This window comes from Ignavibacteria bacterium (genome assembly GCA_015709655.1).
Classification (GTDB): Bacteria; Bacteroidota; Ignavibacteria; order Kapaibacteriales; family Kapaibacteriaceae; genus OLB6.
In genome coordinates this window covers 2,000,158-2,018,524 of sequence record CP054181.1, presented here as the reverse complement: position 1 = coordinate 2,018,524, position 18,367 = coordinate 2,000,158, and the positions used below count along the sequence as shown (strand labels likewise).

General features: G+C 50.4%; 13 protein-coding genes and 1 tRNA gene. 8 read left to right on the top strand and 6 right to left on the bottom strand.

Annotation, left to right across the window (positions count from 1 at the left end; all coding sequences use genetic code 11):
* Position 1: 1 nt before the first annotated feature.
* The 5 genes from HRU79_08125 to HRU79_08105 all read left to right on the top strand — a co-directional run bounded on the left by HRU79_08125 (position 2) and on the right by HRU79_08105 (position 7,113).
* Complete coding sequence (locus HRU79_08125) at positions 2-565, top strand: RNA polymerase sigma factor (protein QOJ26614.1); 564 nt, start codon at positions 2-4, stop codon at positions 563-565.
* A 27-nt stretch (positions 566-592) separates the two neighbouring features.
* Complete coding sequence (locus HRU79_08120) at positions 593-1,786, top strand: hypothetical protein (GenBank protein ID QOJ26613.1); 1,194 nt, start codon at positions 593-595, stop codon at positions 1,784-1,786.
* Positions 1,787-1,791: 5 nt separating this feature from the next.
* Entirely contained in the window at positions 1,792-2,373 is a 582-nt protein-coding gene (locus HRU79_08115; protein ID QOJ26612.1) for a hypothetical protein, read from the top strand.
* A 104-nt stretch (positions 2,374-2,477) separates the two neighbouring features.
* Complete coding sequence (locus HRU79_08110) at positions 2,478-5,087, top strand: T9SS type A sorting domain-containing protein (protein QOJ26611.1); 2,610 nt, start codon at positions 2,478-2,480, stop codon at positions 5,085-5,087.
* Positions 5,088-5,208: 121 nt separating this feature from the next.
* On the top strand, positions 5,209-7,113 hold the full coding sequence (locus tag HRU79_08105) for a T9SS type A sorting domain-containing protein (GenBank protein QOJ26610.1): 1,905 nt from the start codon (positions 5,209-5,211) through the stop codon (positions 7,111-7,113).
* A gap of 49 nt (positions 7,114-7,162) precedes the next feature.
* Here the strand turns inward: HRU79_08105 and HRU79_08100 are convergent, their stop codons facing one another.
* A complete protein-coding gene (locus HRU79_08100; protein ID QOJ26609.1) occupies positions 7,163-8,467 on the bottom strand; it encodes an ABC transporter permease in 1,305 nt (434 codons plus the stop codon).
* Between the two features lie 102 nt (positions 8,468-8,569).
* Here HRU79_08100 and HRU79_08095 point away from each other — a divergent pair, with 102 nt between their 5' ends.
* Positions 8,570-9,841 carry a citrate (Si)-synthase gene (locus HRU79_08095; protein ID QOJ26608.1) on the top strand — a complete coding sequence of 424 codons (1,272 nt, stop codon included), beginning with the start codon at positions 8,570-8,572 and terminating at the stop codon, positions 9,839-9,841.
* Positions 9,842-10,072: 231 nt separating this feature from the next.
* Here the strand turns inward: HRU79_08095 and HRU79_08090 are convergent.
* Positions 10,073-10,146: transfer RNA gene (locus tag HRU79_08090), tRNA-Val, on the bottom strand.
* Positions 10,147-10,222: 76 nt separating this feature from the next.
* Here HRU79_08090 and HRU79_08085 point away from each other — a divergent pair.
* Complete coding sequence (locus HRU79_08085) at positions 10,223-12,352, top strand: V-type H(+)-translocating pyrophosphatase (GenBank protein QOJ26607.1); 2,130 nt, start codon at positions 10,223-10,225, stop codon at positions 12,350-12,352.
* Positions 12,353-12,415: 63 nt separating this feature from the next.
* Here the strand turns inward: HRU79_08085 and HRU79_08080 are convergent, their stop codons facing one another.
* The 4 genes from HRU79_08080 to HRU79_08065 all read right to left on the bottom strand — a co-directional run bounded on the left by HRU79_08080 (position 12,416) and on the right by HRU79_08065 (position 15,214).
* On the bottom strand, positions 12,416-13,219 hold the full coding sequence (locus HRU79_08080) for a hypothetical protein (protein ID QOJ26606.1): 804 nt from the start codon (positions 13,217-13,219) through the stop codon (positions 12,416-12,418).
* Between the two features lie 126 nt (positions 13,220-13,345).
* Positions 13,346-13,909: a hypothetical protein gene (locus tag HRU79_08075; protein ID QOJ26605.1), complete on the bottom strand. Its 564-nt coding sequence runs from the start codon at positions 13,907-13,909 to the stop codon at positions 13,346-13,348.
* Positions 13,906-14,589, bottom strand: coding sequence for a hypothetical protein (locus HRU79_08070; protein ID QOJ26604.1), 684 nt, complete (start codon positions 14,587-14,589; stop codon positions 13,906-13,908). Before HRU79_08070 ends, HRU79_08075 begins: the two co-directional genes overlap by 4 nt.
* A gap of 61 nt (positions 14,590-14,650) precedes the next feature.
* Positions 14,651-15,214, bottom strand: a complete 564-nt coding sequence (locus tag HRU79_08065) for a DUF4256 domain-containing protein (GenBank protein QOJ26603.1) — start codon at positions 15,212-15,214, stop codon at positions 14,651-14,653.
* A 301-nt stretch (positions 15,215-15,515) separates the two neighbouring features.
* On the opposite strand from HRU79_08065, the gene HRU79_08060 reads away from it, so the two are divergent.
* Entirely contained in the window at positions 15,516-18,266 is a 2,751-nt protein-coding gene (locus HRU79_08060) for an immunoglobulin domain-containing protein (protein ID QOJ26602.1), read from the top strand.
* Positions 18,267-18,367: the final 101 nt, after the last annotated feature.

The following is an 18,367-nucleotide window of genomic DNA, read 5'->3' as shown; positions in this document are numbered from 1 at the left end:
TGTGATGCGCCAGTTCAGCGAATATACCGACGTAGAGCTTTTCCGCCTCCTTGCCTCCGGCCAGAGCGAGGATGCCTTTGGCGAACTCTATGCACGCTATTCCGGCACAGTGTACAGCTACTGTATTCGACTAATGGGCGATAGAGAAAAAGCCCACGATATCTTCCAGGATACGTTCATGCACTTCTTGCAGAGCGCTCGCAGACATCAGCAACTTGACAATGTAAAAGGGTATTTGCTGACGATTACACGGAACCTGTGCTTTAACGAAAAAAAACGAGCATCATCCCAGAATCTTGAATTTGACGAGGAGCTGTATAACCCCGGATTTTCCCGTGAAGCGGACTACAATGAGATGATGCAGCTTATTGCCATGGCTTTGGAACTGTTGCCTGACGATATGCGCGAAGCGTTTGTACTCCGGGAATACCAGGGCTTAACCTACCAGGAGATTTCCGGGCTGCTGACAATAAAACTGGAAACCGCCAAGGTCAGGGTTTTCCGCGCCAGGCAACGTATTAAAGAAATTTTACAACCATACTTAGATGAATTTCAGCACGATTAGCTGTGAGATCCATTTATCGAGGGTACTATGGACTATTCTGAATTAATAAACCAGCTTATCGACGGTGAGCTTGACACAGCAGCCGAAGCTTCGCTGTACGCCAGACTGGCTGCCGATGCGGATTTGCGTACAAGCCTACGTGAACAACTGGCAATGCGGTTTGCAATCCAGGAAGACCGCGCCTTGCTAGTTCCACCTGCAGCGCTGACAAATAAAGTTTTTACGGGGCTGGGTTTTACGGCACCACTTGCAGGCTCTATTGCCGGCACAGCCGGAGGCAGTATGCTTGCACAATGGCTTACTCGTCTGGGTCTGCCTGTTGCATCTGCACTGATGGCTGCGGGTTTAGCTTTTTGGATTCAGCAACCAGCAACGCCAACACACGAACCGATGGCCGATTCCTATCGTAATATTCAAACCGCTCAAACCGGTGCACTGGCACTGGAATCACCGATTTCAGTTGCCCCAACGGCTCCGGTTACACAGACCATTGTTCGTACGGTAACGGCACCCGATAATACTCTGCTGCGGACAATTGCACAGCTCAAAGACGAAAACAATCGGCTGCGTGAAGCATTACGTGCGATTCAACATCATAATGAGGCTTATCGTGAAGAACAGCCGTCTATGGACAGCAGAGTGATACCGGTGACATCGGCCTATACCGTAACGATGCAACGCTCGCCGGAGCCCCTGCCCTTTGAACAACGCAGTCTGCTTCCCCACACATCGCCATTCCAGGCCGGACCAGTTGTTCAGCTTCGTGGCTTCCCACTGTCAGCTTCGACAGGAACAGCGGTGCAGGGCACCTCGGATTGGTACACTAATATCGGTCTGGCCTTCCTGTATCGGTTTAATCAAACCCACAGCGCCGGTATCGAGATGGGTAACGAAACATTTCCAATGGTTTTTGATGGCAACAGAAATGGTCAGCTGATTCGGTACGACCAGAATCCCGCAACGATGTGGTGGGGTGCTACATACCGGTACAGCGGTCCCCAATGGTCCGAGAGCGGTTTTGCTCCGTACGGCCAGGTTACCCTGGCAGGCTCACAACTAGGCCCGGTTGGGCGGACATCTGCCGGTGTTACGTACTCACCCGCCGGCAACCTGACGTTTGTACTCGGCGCCGAAGCTGCAACGCTGGCATACTCATTCCAAAATCAGTGGTATCTGTCACCCAAATTTGGTCTTACCTACGGACTCGCCATCCGCTTTTAATAATAATGATAATAATTTCTATTAAGATCATGCGCACAACTCTATCACTTCTCATACTAAGCATTGCAATAGCCCTGGTTGCCTGTACATCGCCGCTCGACGTGAACACAACACGTATCGAAACGCCTCTGACGGCCGCACCAAGGGTTGAACCGAGCTATGTTCAGCAGAGCTTTACATCCGGTGAGCTGCAGTACGCACTCGTTGGAACTCCGTCAATTAAGGTTGACACATCCGGCCCCACCATGTCGTTCTGGATCAACATCACAATGGCTGAATCGAACCCAGCTGCTGATACCCTGATTAAGGGCTTCACGATTCAGGTGGACTCGGTAGTTGCCAACGGGTACACTACCCGGCTTCAGACGGGTCAGGGAACAATACGAATGGACCTGGGATATGGCCCTGAAGATTTCCGTATCGATGGAAGCGTTAATACTGCAACCCTGCTTATCGAAGAACTGCCTGCCGCTGCAGGGATGCCCCGAACGGCAGAAATTACCATCCTTATTGAGGGGAATAAGGGACAGTTCGTGTCGGGCTTTGGTGAGCAGTTACTGCTGGGCAGGCTGCGCGTAGTGATGTAAAGGGGCTCAACGGTTTTTCTTCGTTGTTTGTAACGCTTTTCATAGTACCGGGTTATTCCTGCCATTCCGTGTTACCAACAACTTCACCGAAGGAGAAGAACCACATGAATATTTCATTCAACGTTTTTAAATCTGCGATCCTGGTGCTGCTGCTTTTCAGCACCGCCATAGCAGTACGCGCAGAAGCCCCGGACAGCCCGATTGAGTTTTCGGCAATGGCTGTTGAAGCTGATTCTGTCGGTGCAATGGCCAAGCTTTCATGGATGGCAAATCGGACTGGCGGAACGCCTTCCATGTTTGATATTTACATTGCTGAAGGCGAAACCGAGGATATGACGAAGTTCGAACTCCTTGACAGCGTGTCGGCAGCCGACCAAAAACACGGTACTTCATATTGGTACCTCACTGCACGCCTTTCACCAGGAGTATATACCTTTTACGTGATTGCCCGGAATGCCGATGGATCAAGTGAACGCTCGAAAATAAAGGTTGTTACGATTAAAAAGAAAGAAGCCGAAGCCCCCTCAATTACAATTATCTCCAAGTCGTCAGCCGGAACTGAAGCGGGCAGCGGATGGGATTTCCAGGTTAAGATTAAAGTAAATGGATCGCTTACCGATATTGAATACGACCTTGACGGTGCACCGGATGGTGTAACGATCGATGAAGAGACTGGTGTGATGACGTGGGACAATCCAAAGGAAGGTCGCTACGTATTCTACATCCTGGTATCGGGCAAGGACGCTAACGGCGAGACCGTAAAAACAAAGCAGAAGTTCGTACTCGAAGTTGGCGACGGTGAAGACGGTGAAACACCTGCCAAACCGTCAATCGCAATAGTATCAAAACGTGCGGATGCGGCACATGAAGGCAAGGAATGGGAGTTCGATGTTAAGATTGAAACAAGTGTTCGCTTCGTTAGCATTTCATACACCGTGAAGGATGCACCTGATGGCTTAACGATTGATGCCAAGACCGGCGAGATGGAGTGGGATAATCCTGTAAAGGGACGCTACGTCTTTATCATTGAGGTTACCGGCGTTACCGACGATGGCACTACGGTAACAACCAAACAGGAATTCGTGCTGGAGGTTGACAAAGGCGATACCGACCCGGCAAAGCCCTGCGTCGAAGTTTCCGGCAGTGTTGTGTTCGATTCCGGTGAACCGGTCCCGTCAGGCGTTGTTACCGCCTGGCGAATTAAGGACACACCCGGAACCTCCAACCAGAAAGATCGGATTGCCAAGGCAGAAATTCATAATGGCAAGTACGTTCTGAATTTGTCTGACGGCACGTATAAGTTCAGAGCAGAAGGCTATGCGTTCAAAGCAGAGTGGTATAACAATGCCGCCGAGCTTGTTGACGGCGAGAACGTCACCCTTACCTGTAACGAGCCGCGTAAATCCGTCAACTTTACTGTTACCCCCTTCGAAAAACCAGATGGCTTGATTATTGGCGGCACTGTTATTGATGCCGAAACCAGACAGCCGATTAGAGGTGCCGTGATTACGATATCAGCCGTAAAGGGTAGGCTCGATAAATCCAAACCCGACCTCTGGAACCTCCGTCGTGAAACCAATAGTAACGGGTTTTACGAAGCACGGGTTCCGGCAGGCACAACATACATTGTCCATGCAAAAGTCGTTAACCAGAATAATCATACCGAAGGCTACAAACAGCAGTGGTATCATAACTCGGATGATGCTACAACAGCTACGCCCATCACGCTAACAACTGAAGATCGGACGGATATCAATTTTGCGCTCACAAAACGCGAATCATACAACAACGGGTTCTCCGGGAAACTGATCGCGTTTGAAAGTGGCGAATCCGTCACCGGCGAAATCGTAGCCTATTTGCTGAAGCCGGCACATCCTTCAGATAGTAAAAAACAATACGTTGCCTCCACAAAAACCAACGATGACGGTGGCTTTACCTTCACCAATCTGGTGCCGGGTACTTACATCGTGTTTGCTAAATCCGTTATGGGTGACTGGACGCCCGGGTGGTACGTGCTTGATGCAGCGTCTGCCGACAGTTGGAAGCATGCTACCAGAATTGATGTTGGCGATAAAGTTCTGGAACATGAAATTGTAATTCTGCTGAAGAAGGCTGACCGTGAAAGAGGTAAGGGCCGGATTCGCGGGCATGTGTTCGATAAACAAGGTGGTGGCATTATTGTAAATAACGATAACAGCGTTCAAGCTGCAATGCCTATTTTTGGCGCTCTGATTGTTGCTACCGACAACACCGGCACCATCATTGATTTTAGCATTTCCGATGAAAATGGTGTGTTCGAAATGAATAATATCACCATTGGAACGATCCTGGTGCGGGCTGACAGAGTGTGGTACGACCAGGTTGTTGACGAAGTTGAACTCTCTGCCGATCAGCTTGACACCGAGGAATATCTCGGTATGAACAAGGTTGTTAGCTCGGTTGATGTTCCGGTACACCAAATTGGCTCAGACATCAATCTGTATCCCAATCCTTCCACCGGGAGCGCTACACTGTTGCTGCACACTGAACCAGGCACGGTAACAATTCGAATTACCGACCTAATGGGAACCGTTGTTTCATCACAAATCATTGCCACCCAGGGCGGACAGGTCAGCACCGAAGTCGCAGCCGATTCGTTGCCGTCCGGAAGCTTTATGATCCACGTCACCACTCCGTCATCCGTTTTTGCACTGCCACTGAACGTAGTCAGATAATTCAAAAAGTCATAAATCTCAGAGTCCGACAACGCTAAGTTGTCGGACTCTGCTATTTTTATGCATGACACGGTTTTGCATTCCCCTCTTTCTGATACTGACTGCATTAGTCAGTGCACAGATGCCCCCCATCTCGGGTCCAACCCACTATGTGCAGCAGCCCTTCGATATCGAGCATTACGAGCTGAATGCATTTATTGATAGCTTACCCACTGCACGCATCAGTGCTGAATGCACGATACAGTTGCGCTGGACGCAGAGTACAGCACAGCCATCAATTCCGCTTCACCTTCATGAGCTCACCATTGACTCCGTCCTTGTTAATGGTAAGCGTATTGACTATGTTCAGCATGGCGAACCTGTACTGGATACCTTCCACTACCGCGTTCCTCTTGAACATGACGTTGTTACAGACATCACGACCAGCCTTACCGTGTATTACCACGGACAGATGCAGAACGAGCACGGTGCCATGCCGTGGGGTGGAGTTCATTATGCCGACAGTGTTCTCTACACACTCGGTGTAGGATTTAACAGTCCGTACGTTAGCAACACAGCCTACTGGATGCCATGCTACGACCACCCTTCTGATAAGGCTACGTTTCGGGGAACATTCCGGATACGTCAGCCAACAGGTGCTGCACCATGGGAAGGCGGATTATGCGTTGTTTCAGTAGGCAAACTTGTGCACGAAGAAAACTTCGGCGATACGCTTTCGGAGTTTGTGTGGGAGCAGAATGAACCATGCGCAACATATTTGCTGACGTTTGCTGCCGGCCCCTTTAAAAGACTTGTTCTTACCAAACGTGGTACACCAGACATTGAAGTGTACAGCCTGGCACGAGATCTCGCTGCCTCTGAGCAGTCATATAAACTCCTCCCGGAAATGACAACCCTTTTTAGCAACACCTTTGGTGCCTATCCAATGGCCAAGGTCGGCTATGTTAATACTCAGAAAGGGGCTATGGAGCACCAGTCACTGGTAAGTTTCCCGGTATCGCTGGTAAAGCTGCGAGACACAATCAACACTACGGCAGCTCACGAGCTGGCACACCAGTGGTGGGGCGATCTTGTTACGCCGTTAGACTTTACGCATGTATGGCTGACGGAAGCCTTTGCAACATTTTGTGAGTCACTCTGGATTGAGCACCTGCTTGGACCGGACATCTATCTGACCACTCATGCTGAAGGTGCCACACGCTACCGCACCCGCGTTGCACGTCAGGAAGGCACACTGCCACTCTACAATTTTCCCAGAACTCCACCCTCGAGCAATTACCCGGAGACCATCTACCGTAAAGGTGCTATCGTGCTTGCAATGGCTCGAACGCTTGCCGGAGATAAAGCATTCTTTGCAGCACTGCAACGGTATCTGGACGACCACCGCTTTGGCGTTGCAACCACCACCAACATGATAGAAGCACTTACACCTGCCCTGGGCAGCATGGTGCAGCCCTTCTTTGACGAGTGGGTATTTGGTATTGGATGGCCCAAACTCTCGGTAGAATTCGTCAGCACCGCCGGTAACTGGAAAGCTATCATCCGGCAGACACAGAAGAGCACAAATCCCACCTGGCCGATTTTTACCACTCTTCCGCTAAACCTTGTGTACCGCAGTCCCGGCAGTGGCAACCTTGCTGATACTGTAATCATTATGCAGTCAGATTCACTGGTGCTGCCTGTATTCAGTCCGGATCAGTTCAGCATCAACAACGGCACAAAGTGCCGGAGCCTTGTAGAAGTTTCGTCAACCACTACATCGCTCACAACCCAGTCTGCCGCAGAGCGAATTCATGTTTACCCAAACCCGGCCGACAACATCGTATCGGTCCGGCTGGAAAATATTCAAGCCCGTTATATTAACATTTTTGACGTTGATGGAGTTCTCTGCATGCAGTTACCGGTACCTGACGGAACCTCGTACCATGTGTTCAACCTGCAGACGCTTGTACCCGGAATGTTTACAATGCAAACCGTATCAGAAACGGGCGTAACGTTTACCACCCCACTGATAATCTCTCGATAACCGGTCCAACACTGCACCTACAGCACTACTGCCCTACTCCAGCGGACAGTTAGCGTACAAACAACCAGCGGACAATCTGCTTCATACTTGGTTTCTTGCCGTATGACAGGATGCCAATCCGGTATATTCTTGCGGCAACCCACACGGCACCCATAAAGGTACCGATGCACAGAATCACTGACAACGACACCTGCCACCACGGAACATCGGTAGCTGCCACACGCACCGTCATAAGGATCGGCGTAAAAATCGGGATCAGTGAAAGGATCACTGACGTAACAGAATTCGGTGCAGAAACCACATTCCCAACAAACATAATCGTCAGTATAATCGGAAGCGTAATTGGCAACGTAAGGGACTGAGCATCCGACTCCTGGTCCACTGCCGAACCAACCGCAGCATACATGGTTGCGTAGATAAAGTATCCGGCCAGAAAGTAGAACACCAGAAGCAACAGAACGCCAACGTTGATTGCCGGCACCGCAACATCGCCAATCATGAACGGTTGCGGAGCAGACCCCATCATCTGCTGGCTTTCTGACATCTGCAATGCCGCAGACTGCATATCAAAACCACCACCAGCGAGCGACGAAATTCCAACAACAACCAGTGAACCCAGAACAATCCAGGCAACCACCTGGGTGAGTCCCACCAAACCAATACCCACAACCTTGCCCAGAAGCAGATCGTATGGCCGTACCGACGATGCAAGCACCTCGATTATCCGGTTGGACTTCTCTTCAACAACACCGCGCATTACCAGTGTTCCGTACAGCAGGATCAGCATATACATTGCAAACCCTGCCAGATAACCCAGAGCACCCGACACCATCGAGCTATCCTTCTCAATACCGCCATCGGTAAGCTTGAGAGATGACAGTGACACCTCTTTTTCAACCAGCGAAATCACCGTTGTGTCGGTACCTGCCCTTTGCAGACGAGCACGGACGACAACTGGCTGAAAGTCGGCCTTCACCCTCCCCTCGAACGACACGCCCAAGCCCCCTCTTGAATACAACGTCAAACTTCCCGAATCCAGCACATCTGGCGGAACAACCACATAGGCCTGAAGCTCTTCAGCAGCTACCTTTGTTTGAAGCTCGGCTGCCGAAAGATTACCCGCCGCCACATACCGTGAGGTATCTGACGCTACAACCAGGGGGCCGATCGTTCCCGTTGAATCTATAACGGCAACCTTTCCGATAGCTCCGTCACCCATCAGCAGCGTCATAACAACAGGGATCGCAATCATCACTGCAATGCCAACAGGACCGAGAAGGGTTGAGATAATGAACCATTTACTCCGAACCCTGGTACGGTATTCGTGCAGGAGAACAACTTTGATTTTGCTCATAAGAACTCGGAAAATACGAGTTGTTGCACAAATTCTACTCCTCTCAATTTCCTGCGTCGTAGTTTTGCACGCCCTAATGAACGACCATACCGGAGAAACACCATGAGTATACTACAAAATGCGTTAAACGAAGAAGCCATTCAGTTGCGTAAGCGTAAAGCAGAACTGCTGTCACACAATGCCGATGCAGTGCTTTCCACGGTAACACCCGGACACGTATTTGGAGGCATGCGGGGTACGCCGGCGCTGCCCTGCGAAACCTCCAGTGTTTCGGCTGACGAAGGTTTGCGAATCCGGGGCATTCCGGTTTTGGATCTTACCAACATCACACCGGAAGAAACATTCTGGCTACTGGTTACAGGCCGGCGGGCTACGGCCTCCGAGATCTCTGAATTGCAGGGTCACTTTGCCAAATACTATGCAATACCGCAGTATGTTGTTAATGTGCTAAAAGCAATGCCGGCTGACTCTCACCCGATGGCAATGTTCAGCACCGCACTGCTTGCAATGGAGCGTGAAAGTGAATTCCGGGCAGCCTACGATGCAGGCACCGGGAAGGATGACTTGTGGAAGTACTCACTGAACGATGCCGTCCGGCTTATTGCCTCGATGCCCGGCATTGCGGCTGCCATTTACCGTATCCGCTTCAATAAGGGTGATGTGATAGCCCCCTTGCAGAATGATAATGACATGAGTAACAACTTTGCCCACATGCTTGGCATCAGCGATGCAGCCTCGTGGAAGGAGCTGGTACGACTATACCTGGTTCTACACAGTGATCACGAGGGAGGCAACGTAAGCGCCTTCACCGGCTACGTTGTCAGCAGCGCCTTAAGCGATCCGTTCTACTCCGTCAGTGCTGCCCTGTGCGGTCTGGCAGGACCATTGCACGGACTGGCGAATCAGGAGTGTTTACGGTTTATCATTGGCGTGAAGGAAAAATTTGGTGGTGTTCCATCGGAAGACCAAATCAGGGAATTCGCATGGGAGCGTTTGAATAGCGGGCAGGTAATACCCGGTTACGGTCACGCTGTTCTGCGCGTAACCGATCCACGCTTTACGGCATTTCATGAGTTTGCAAAAAAACATAATATCACCGATGATAACGTTCAGATCGTTCAGCGAATCTTTACTGTAGTTCCCGGCGTTCTGCAGGAGCACGGCAAGGCTAAGAATCCCTGGCCAAACGTAGATGCCTACAGCGGATCTCTGCTGTATTCGTACGGGATGACTGAATTTGACTTCTATACCGTGATGTTTGGTGTTAGCCGCGCCATTGGCCTGTGCAGTCAGATGATTACAAATCGCATGATGAATCTGCCAATCGTACGCCCCAAAAGCCTAACCCTGGCAGAAATGTCTGCAGCTAAGTAACAATGAGTAATCAACGCCGAAGCCGGACCGTCCGTCAGGAATAGTCCGGCTTTTTTTATTTGAGCTCTGCGGACAGGTGGCGCACTGCCGTCACGGTAGGTCAGCCCCCTGCATTGGTGACGCGTTTGATGTAAATAGGCTGGGAACACAGGGCAAACCAACCGGAAAAAGGATGGCAGACGTCGCAGACGATAGGTAAACTCCTATCTTTGTTGCCTTGTGGGACGAGTGTGGACTCTACGGGATTCGAACCTGTGACCTCTACGATGTCAACGTAGCGCTCTAACCAACTGAGCTAAGAGTCCGTATTAGAACCGCAAAAGTACGCTTACTTATTCGAAACAACAAAGTATCTGGATAATAAATCAACAGGAACAACCCATGTTTATTGGTATCATCGCTGGAATTGGTGTACTGGCTCTGCTGGTTGCCATTGTTTTCCGTCAACGTGTTTTAGCCGTACGCATTGAAGACGGCGCTGCTTCGGCCGAAGAAGTAAGCAGGCTGAAAGAAATATCCGATGCCATTGCGGAAGGGGCTATGGCATTCCTGGGACGTGAGTACAGGGTAATGGCAATTTTCATGCTGTTGTTTGCGGTGTTAATATGGTTTACTGTTGACCATGGGATGTACACTGCCTTATCGTTCCTCATTGGTTCAGCCACGTCTGTCGTAAGCGGTTACATTGGCATGAAGATCGCCACCAAGGGAAACGTCCGTACTGCGTCGGCAGCCCGACTTTCCATAACAAAGGCCTTCAGGGTTGCGTTTGAGAGCGGGGCCGTAATGGGCTTTGGTCTAACCGGACTGGCCGTTCTTGGCTTGCTGCTGGTGTATCTTGGTATCGACGTGCTGATGCCGCTGTCAGATTCGATTACCAGAGAAATTCAAATGGAAATCCTGTCTGGATTTGGTCTTGGCGGCTCGTCGGTGGCTTTGTTTGGCCGGGTTGGCGGCGGTATCTACACCAAGGCGGCCGATGTTGGAGCCGACCTTGTAGGTAAGGTTGAAGCCGGAATTCCGGAAGATGATCCGCGAAACCCGGCTGTTATTGCCGATAACGTTGGTGACAATGTAGGCGATATCGCAGGTATGGGTGCCGACCTGTTTGGCAGTGTTGCCGAGAGCACATGCGCTGCATTGGTGATTGGCGCAGCAGCCTATGCAGCTACTCCCGAGACATCGCAAAACCTGGGAATACTCCTGTTTCCGATGATGGTGAATGCTGTTGGCATTGTTGCCAGCTTAATATCGCTGTTCTTTGTGAATGTGAAACATGAAGACAAGGTAGAGGGCGCTCTGAAGAGCGCTCTGATTATTTCTACCGTCCTGATGCTTGCTGCACTGTGGCCGGTTACACAGTGGGCCTTTGGATCGGAAAGCTTTATGATCGGGACAATTTCGGTTAACGCCGTCGGTGTATTTACCGCACTGGCTGCCGGTCTCATTGCCGGTTTGCTCATTGGCCTTATCACAGAGTTTTATACCTCGCACGCCTACAAGCCGGTACGTGAAGTAGCCGATGCGTCAAAAACCGGAGCGGCAACTAACATTATTTACGGGTTAGCTCTTGGATACAACAGTGCGGTGCTCCCAATGCTTCTGATTGCTGCCAGTGTTGTTGTAGGCTACGTTGCCGCCGGCATGTACGGTATTGCCTTAACGGCAATCGGAATGCTGGGAACGATTGCTGTGGGGCTAACAATCGACGCTTACGGTCCGACCTCCGATAATGCAGGCGGGATTGCCGAGATGGCCGAAATGGGTAAGGACATTCGTAAGCGCACCGATGCACTGGACGCTGCGGGTAATACAACCGCAGCCATCGGCAAGGGGTTTGCAATTGGCTCTGCTGCTCTTACCTCACTGGCATTGACCGGCGCCTTCCTTACTCGTGCTCAGGGCGTACTTGCCACACAGGGCAAAACTCTTGACCTGAGCATCACCGACCCCAATGTTCTTGCCGGTCTGCTGGTAGGCGGTGCGCTGCCCTTCGCATTCTCGGCAATGACGATGAAGAGCGTTGGCAAGGCTGCTTTTGATATGATTGAAGAGGTTCGCCGTCAGTTTAGAACCATACCGGGTCTGATGGAAGGCAAGGCCCGCGCCGAGTACGCAAAGTGCGTTGACATCAGCACCAAGGCATCAATTCGTGAAATGATTGCTCCCGGTTTACTCGTGATCTTAACGCCACTCATTATCGGCTTTCTGTTTGGTCCGCAAATGCTTGCCGGTGTGCTTATCGGCGCATTGGTTGTAGGCGTAATGCTTGCCGTTTCGATGGCAAACAGCGGCGGCGCCTGGGATAATGCCAAGAAGTACATTGAGACCGGCGTTCATGGTGGCAAAGGGAGCGATACTCACAAAGCTGCCGTTGTTGGTGACACCGTTGGCGATCCGTTTAAAGATACGTCGGGTCCGTCACTAAACATTCTTATCAAGCTGATGGCTATCATCTCTCTGGTTTTTGCAGGTACATTTGCAACGGTTGGCGGTATCCTGCTTCGGTAAGCAGGTGTTGCCGATACAACTCATCCAGAACAACACGGATTGAATACAAATCCATGGTGGTGCTTACTTAAGCACCACCATTTTTTTTGAGAAACAGGTACCGGACACTTCCCATTCTGCCAAATAAAATCCGGAGGGAAGGACTGTAAGGTCAATGAAAAACTTTTCGTTGGCAGAAAGCTTCGGGGTACGTACCGTCTGCACACAGTCGCCGTACACAGTTACGATCCGCAAGACGTCTTCGTTCAGGTCACGGCTGCCCGTAATAGCTATTGCGTTCAATGCGGGATTGGGCAGAATAGCCATGCCGGCTTCCGGCTCACCGTCGGTCACCGCAATCCCGGTTCCCTTCAGCCGGGGAATTCGTATTGTGGTAACCGACAGGACGGGGAGGTTAATTGTAATAACATCGCCAGCGATCGTAAACGGGATCGAGTCAGTATAGAAATCCGAACTATCGGCAGAACCGAACAATGTTTTCACCTCAGCCGTGCGTGCTCCCCACGATGCAGGAACCCGAACTGTAATGGTATTTGTTTTATTGTCATCACGATTAATAACCAGCAGGTTCACCGTATCTCCGTCCCCCACGCCCCCCCAGGCTTCGAGCGCCGGGATCTGTGCCGTGTCAGCAGGTGCATTTGTGAACACCGTTACTACAGGGGCGTTTTCGATATGTACAGGGAAAAACTGTGTTCCGATGGTTTCCATAACCATTGTGGCAGCTACGCCCTCAACACCCGGCGTATGACGAAGACCTGCAGCCTTGGTATGGAACAGGTGAATAAAGTTGTTTCCGGTTGCCACGAGGGCAAAATGGTTCAGGGCTGCCAGCCGGATAGAATCCTCAAGATGTCTGGCAATCATGTTGGCCCAGAAACTCGCCACATAGACACCGCTAACAATGCCGCGTATCGGATGATTCGCCGTACACTCATCACACAGGGCGCTATTCCATTCTGTTACTCCTATCCCTACCTTGTCCGGAAGTTGTCATGCAATTTGCCGTCCATCCCACCGGACTTGTTCCTGAACCAGGTTTGTAGCTGTACGCTCCGCCTGAAAAACTGCCTCGGTACGTAAACCCTTGTAAGCAGCCTGAACCGTAACGGACGGGTACGGATGCTTGATCATGAAGTCAGGCGGATGCCGGGCGAAGTCCAGCCTGAACGTGGCATCCGTTTCCAGATTCTCCACATCAACGTTATAGCCAACCATCACATTCGGGTCAGCAGCTTTAATGGAGTCCCTGAAAGCAAATGCACCGTCATGTCCAACCGACTTGTATTCGATCAGGATAACAGAGCCCCCTTCAATGGGAACTTCCGGGTGAATAATTACGACCGAATCAGTAAACGTAAAGTCACTCAACTCCAATTTATTATGCGGCTGCGAAATCGAATCGTACAACTGCTGCATTGATGCGGTTACGTTAGCCCAGTTGCGGTCGAAGTTCGGTGTATGATATACGTGGATACCATCCCGATTTTTAGTATCGAGTTTTGGATATTTGACACGAATGGTATCTCCGGTTACCGGATGCTGATACAATTTCACGTCACCCAAAACAGCCGTGATCTTATCCAGTCCGCCAACAACCCGTACCCAACCGCTACGATCAAACGAGCCACCGTAGTAGTACAGGCTGTCAATACTTTTCCTGGTGAGATGTCGGGACGGCTCTCCGCTACGGTAGAAGATGTTTTCCTGGTACGAGCAAACGCCCAGGCATAGGCATTTTCGTTGCCAATTTCCCACATCTGTACATCCAGCCGGGTCGAGTCGCCTAACAGCATCTTCTCTCGCTGTTGCCGGTACCAGTCAGATGTGCTGTTACAGAATCGGACAAGTTCGGCAGCATCAGCAGCGGATCCGGTGCCATAGTTGACAACGATTTGAGGCTGTGTACCGTACCTGGCTGACACCTGCTGCAACACGGCAATGGTTAACCGGCGATTGTCCTTTACATGCGCCTTCCAGTCGTAGTTGTTTGCAGTATTTCCACCGGGCCATCTGAAAACACCGGGTCTAAGACGGCTGATCACCTCTGTAGCCGACGGTGAAATGTACCACACCGCTTCATTTGAGGCTTCTGTATTATGACCCCGCAGAGTGTACGGAACCTGTTTCGTAGCAGGGTCCACAGGTAGCTCGATCACCGCCTGTCCCGCTGCCCTATACACACAGCAGATAAACAAACCAACGATCAAACAGCCACCGGATTTGAGTATCATCATACAAAGAATATTGCTTTTTTTTAATTCATCGACCAGACTTTACTGATCCAGCAACCGGCAATTATCCACGCAGGCGGACAAAGCCTCGAAATCCGCGACCCGCGTAATACGACTCGGCGGAGTTGTGATAAAAGAATATCCTGCCGAACCGGCAGGCACCGAAAAGTGCTCCTCCCCGTACTCTCATCTCAGGTGGCGTTTGAATCCAGCTTGAGGTTTTGGTATCAAACGGACCCAGGTGTTGCAGTGACAAATACATTGATTCAGTAAGTAACTCAATCCCCATCCTCTGGGCCATGCCCTCTGCGCTCCCTGCCGGTTTATTGGTCTTCCTGGCCTGCAATGCAGGATCATCGTAACATAAACTTCTGCGCTGAACAGGCGATTCAGCGGAACAATCGCACAGTATTATTTGCTGCTGCAAACTGTCAAGCACTACAACATCAGGCTCGCCACCTGTTATTTCCATACCATACACCGCGTTCAGTACCTCCGGCGTTTCTATAAGCATTGTTCTAACATCTGACCACGCAATCTCAGTGTGCCTTTCCGGATGTAATGCAAAACGTTGCCGAAGCCCTTCGATAAAATCATCTGTCGGCCCACTTGTATGGTTTGTTCTCATGCTGTTATCTGAATTGTGGCATTTTCAAATACCGATTTAAAAGTACAGCTTTATACGGTGTTCTTCACAACGTCCTGAAATGTCAGTAAAAATACGTAACCCTCACAAGCAGTGTCATATTGAGCTATTGCATGCTATTATGGCGTTTTTACGCAAACAGATTCTGCATATTTTCAGAATAACTAACAATTTGACTTGCATTGCATAAACAATATCTGCTATTTTGTCGCTCAATCATTGAATTATATGCCATTGTGGCGCCTCACTATCTGCTTTCAGTTTCACACGAAAGGGTAATTTAATGAAACATCTTTTAACTATTTTTATAGTTCTGCTTTTGTGGAGTACGGTTGGATCAAAAGTGTATTCGCAAACCTGTTGGGACCGGCAAGCCAGTTTTTACTTCAACTATTTTGTTGACACCAAAACCGGCAACCGCCTGTACTATTACAATGGTACTCCGTTAGTAGTTCTTCCCGGAGATGTAATCCAGCCACACATGTACCTGTATGCCTACACCTACTATAGGAACAACGGGAACCAGTTCCCTCCGAAGGATTCCAAATGGCATTTTGAAATTTCAAAGGATGATGGTGTTACCTGGAAGGTTTTAAAAACCTGGGAATATGATGACCTAAACAACAGAACCAATCCGCCGTGGTACACCCGATCCACCTATTACGGTTACTTTTACGACAAAATTACCCTGCCAACCAACCTGGCTCCAGGTGATTACGTTGTACGTGGACGTGAAGAAAAATCCAGCGGCTGTGGTGTGTCGAATGCACCCAACACCTATACCTATGGTAAGATGACGGTGAAACGTCCGTGTGTTACTCCGGTAATTAGTCCGCAGCCGTCGAACATTTCTATTTGTCAGGGCGATCCGCTCACAATGAAAATCGCAACTAAGGAAGAGTACGGTTACATCTTTTTTGAATGGTACCGCAATGGTACACTCGTAACCACCACGCTGGCTCCGACGCTGTCATTCCCCGAATCGTCAAAAGAAAATCATGAAGGCACCTGGTACGTAAACATTATTGACGTATGTGGTACAAAGGCACAAACGAACGAATTCAAGGTTACAATCGATATTCCAACCAAAATCACCCAGGAACCGCAAAACCGAACGGTGTGCCAGGGAAATTCACACACGATCAGCGTTTCTGCCGAAGGCACGAACCTTACGTATCAGTGGTATAAGGATGGCACCGCCATGCCGGGTGCAACAACGCCGACAATAAACATCCCCAGTGCCTCTTCCGATAACGAAGGTGTGTACCAGGTAATCGTTAACGGTACCTGCGGTGACCCGGACACAAGCGAGACAGCCACTATCGCAGTTCCGATTAAACCGCAGTTTACAACTCCGCTTGCCGGTGGAACTTTCTGTCCGGGCAGCAAGGCTACTCTCTCGGCGCAAACAACAGGCAATATCCTGGCCTATCAGTGGTACAAGGGCGATCAGCCAATTCTTGGCGCTAATCAGAGAACACTAACAATTGATAATATCTCAGAACACGACAATGGCTTCTACTGGGTGTACGTGGTCGTTCCCGGATCTGCCGAAACCGGCTGTTTGGCCGACGCTACCTCGGGCCGCGTCTATGTTGGCGTTTATGATGCACCAACCATTACCGAACAACCTACCTCCGCCAACGTTTGTGAAGGGTCCGACATTACTCTTACCGTAAATGCTGAAGGTGCAGATCTTCAGTATCAGTGGTTCTTTAAAGGGGCTCCGATTCCGCAGTCAAACAACTACGCTCTAGAGCTCAACAACATTACTCCCGCACAGCAGGGTTCATACTCGGTGCAGGTGAGCAGCATGTGCGGCTTCTTTACAACCAGTAAGGTTGCCGAAGTGAATGTGTACTCGCTACCGGTACTCACCTCGCAGCCTGCCGACGCGATTGCCGAGGTTGGTGAAACCGTAACGCTGACAGTAAACAATCAGGGTGCACAGGAAGTTGTATGGCTCCGTAACGGTAAGGAAGTGGCCAAGGGAACAGAAGCCACACTCACACTGACAGACGTTAAGCTCAGTGATGCCGGTTTCTATCAGGCTGTGATCACCAACGTCTGCGGCAGCATAAACTCTCGTCTGGCACGCGTTACCGTGATCGACCCCAACTCGCTGGTACCGACCATCGCTGTTTCGTCACCTACCCTTGACGCCGGCAACGTACCCTTTGGCTACAGCAATGAAATTACCTTCGATGCACTGGTCATGAATGCAGGCAACGTACCGATTACAGTAAACGGCTTAAGCTTCAGCGGTCCCAACGCCACAGACTTCGTTGTCACCGCTCCGGTTGCCAACACACTGAATAAAGGCGAGTCACTCACCGTAAAAATCAAATTCACGCCAAGCTCAGTGGGCGCCTCCACCGCCACACTGAACATCCAGTCCACCGCCACCGATGGCGAAAGCAGTGTTGAAATCAGTGGCAGTGGTGTTGTGCAGTACACAACTGACCAGACGGTAGAGTTTGGTACTGCCGACAAGAATGAAACACGGATCAAGTGCTTCACCATTAACAACACCTCGTCAACCAACATTACCATTGATGACATCCAGGTCAGCGGTACCAATGCTTCGCTGTTCCGAGTTACCACACCGCTACCGGTTAGCATCCCCGCCGGTACCACCAAGGAAGTATGCGCTGAGTTTACCCCGCACGAAGTAGGTAGCTACACTGCCAGCTTTGCCATCAAGTCCAGCACCGGCGGCAACTCTTCCGTCGGCGCCAATGGAACATGCGAAATCGCATCATCGGTTACTCTGGACGCCCTGAATGACGGTATGAGCATCTACCCGAATCCGGTAAATGGAAACGTCACCATCAACACTGGTGAAACGATAGCCTCTACCATCACCATTGTGGATGCCCAGGGCATTGTTGTAGCCACTCTTCATCCAACGCAGTCAGTTACTGCATGGGACCTGACAACTTCGTCAGGTCAAACGTTGCCGTCGGGATCATACACCATTATCATTGCCAATTTGACAGGCTCGTACTTCATGACGCTCTATATTGTCAGATAATCTGAAAATGTAATTTGTCGCCCTTTCACCATGCGGCTCCTCACGAATAGCGGGGAGCCGTTTTTTTTAAGGGGTTTGGATTACTGAGAAGACCTTGTGGC

What these genes read in the sequence shown, in the direction of transcription:
- HRU79_08120 (QOJ26613.1), top strand. Translation starts at nt 593, where the DNA reads ATGGACTATTCTGAATTAATAAACCAGCTTATCGACGGTGAGCTTGAC.
- HRU79_08115 (QOJ26612.1), top strand. Translation starts at nt 1,792, where the DNA reads ATGATAATAATTTCTATTAAGATCATGCGCACAACTCTATCACTTCTC.
- HRU79_08110 (QOJ26611.1), top strand. Translation starts at nt 2,478, where the DNA reads ATGAATATTTCATTCAACGTTTTTAAATCTGCGATCCTGGTGCTGCTG.
- HRU79_08105 (QOJ26610.1), top strand. Translation starts at nt 5,209, where the DNA reads ATGCCCCCCATCTCGGGTCCAACCCACTATGTGCAGCAGCCCTTCGAT.
- HRU79_08100 (QOJ26609.1), bottom strand. Translation starts at nt 8,467, where the DNA reads ATGAGCAAAATCAAAGTTGTTCTCCTGCACGAATACCGTACCAGGGTT.
- HRU79_08095 (QOJ26608.1), top strand. Translation starts at nt 8,570, where the DNA reads ATGAGTATACTACAAAATGCGTTAAACGAAGAAGCCATTCAGTTGCGT.
- HRU79_08085 (QOJ26607.1), top strand. Translation starts at nt 10,223, where the DNA reads ATGTTTATTGGTATCATCGCTGGAATTGGTGTACTGGCTCTGCTGGTT.
- HRU79_08080 (QOJ26606.1), bottom strand. Translation starts at nt 13,219, where the DNA reads ATGATTGCCAGACATCTTGAGGATTCTATCCGGCTGGCAGCCCTGAAC.
- HRU79_08070 (QOJ26604.1), bottom strand. Translation starts at nt 14,589, where the DNA reads ATGATGATACTCAAATCCGGTGGCTGTTTGATCGTTGGTTTGTTTATC.
- HRU79_08065 (QOJ26603.1), bottom strand. Translation starts at nt 15,214, where the DNA reads ATGAGAACAAACCATACAAGTGGGCCGACAGATGATTTTATCGAAGGG.
- HRU79_08060 (QOJ26602.1), top strand. Translation starts at nt 15,516, where the DNA reads ATGAAACATCTTTTAACTATTTTTATAGTTCTGCTTTTGTGGAGTACG.